General features: G+C 48.0%; 1 protein-coding gene and 1 pseudogene. Both read right to left on the reverse strand.

The window, feature by feature from the left end; all coding sequences use genetic code 11:
- A partial coding sequence (locus R8N47_RS26230; RefSeq protein ID WP_318186234.1) for an AAA family ATPase occupies positions 1 to 375 on the reverse strand: 375 nt, incomplete at its 3' end.
- A 21-nt stretch (positions 376 to 396) separates the two neighbouring features.
- Positions 397 to 625, reverse strand: a pseudogene (gene ruvA, locus R8N47_RS26235) (Holliday junction branch migration protein RuvA); the annotation flags it as partial.

Genomic DNA, 625 nt, shown 5'->3' on the forward strand with positions numbered 1-625 from the left:
TTCGACCATAGGGCTAAGACGATGGATCTCATCAATGAAAAGCACGTCGTTTTCCTCAAGGTTGGTCAACAACGCGGCCAAATCGCCTGCTTTTTCGAGAACAGGTCCAGAAGTAGTACGGATGTTCACTTCCATCTCGTTAGCAACAATGTTTGCCAACGTCGTTTTACCCAAACCTGGAGGGCCAAAAATAAGTAGGTGGTCTAACGCCTCACTACGCTGTTGTGCCGCTTTGATGAAAATCTCCTTCTGATCACGGACATGATCCTGACCTTGGTAATCCGCCAACTTTTTAGGGCGAATAGCACGGTCAATAACATCTTCATCACGAAACGCTGGATTTTCAGGAGCGATTAAACGATCGGCTTCAATCATACTGTTACCTTGAACTTTCCGTTACACCATTGATTTTAGTGCTTCACGGATCAGCTGCTCGCTGCTCATGTCCGGTTTAGCAATTTGAGAAACGACTTTCGACGCTTGAGTTGGCTTGTAGCCTAGAGCAAGAAGTGCGCTGACCGCCTCTTCTTCTGCACTATTTGACGAAGCGGCAGCCGAGTCAGTAGGAGCGGCATCAGTAAACGGCGTGAATAAGTCGCCAGCTCCCCAACCTTTTAAGCGGTCT

The organism is Vibrio sp. 2132-1 (assembly GCF_033344315.1).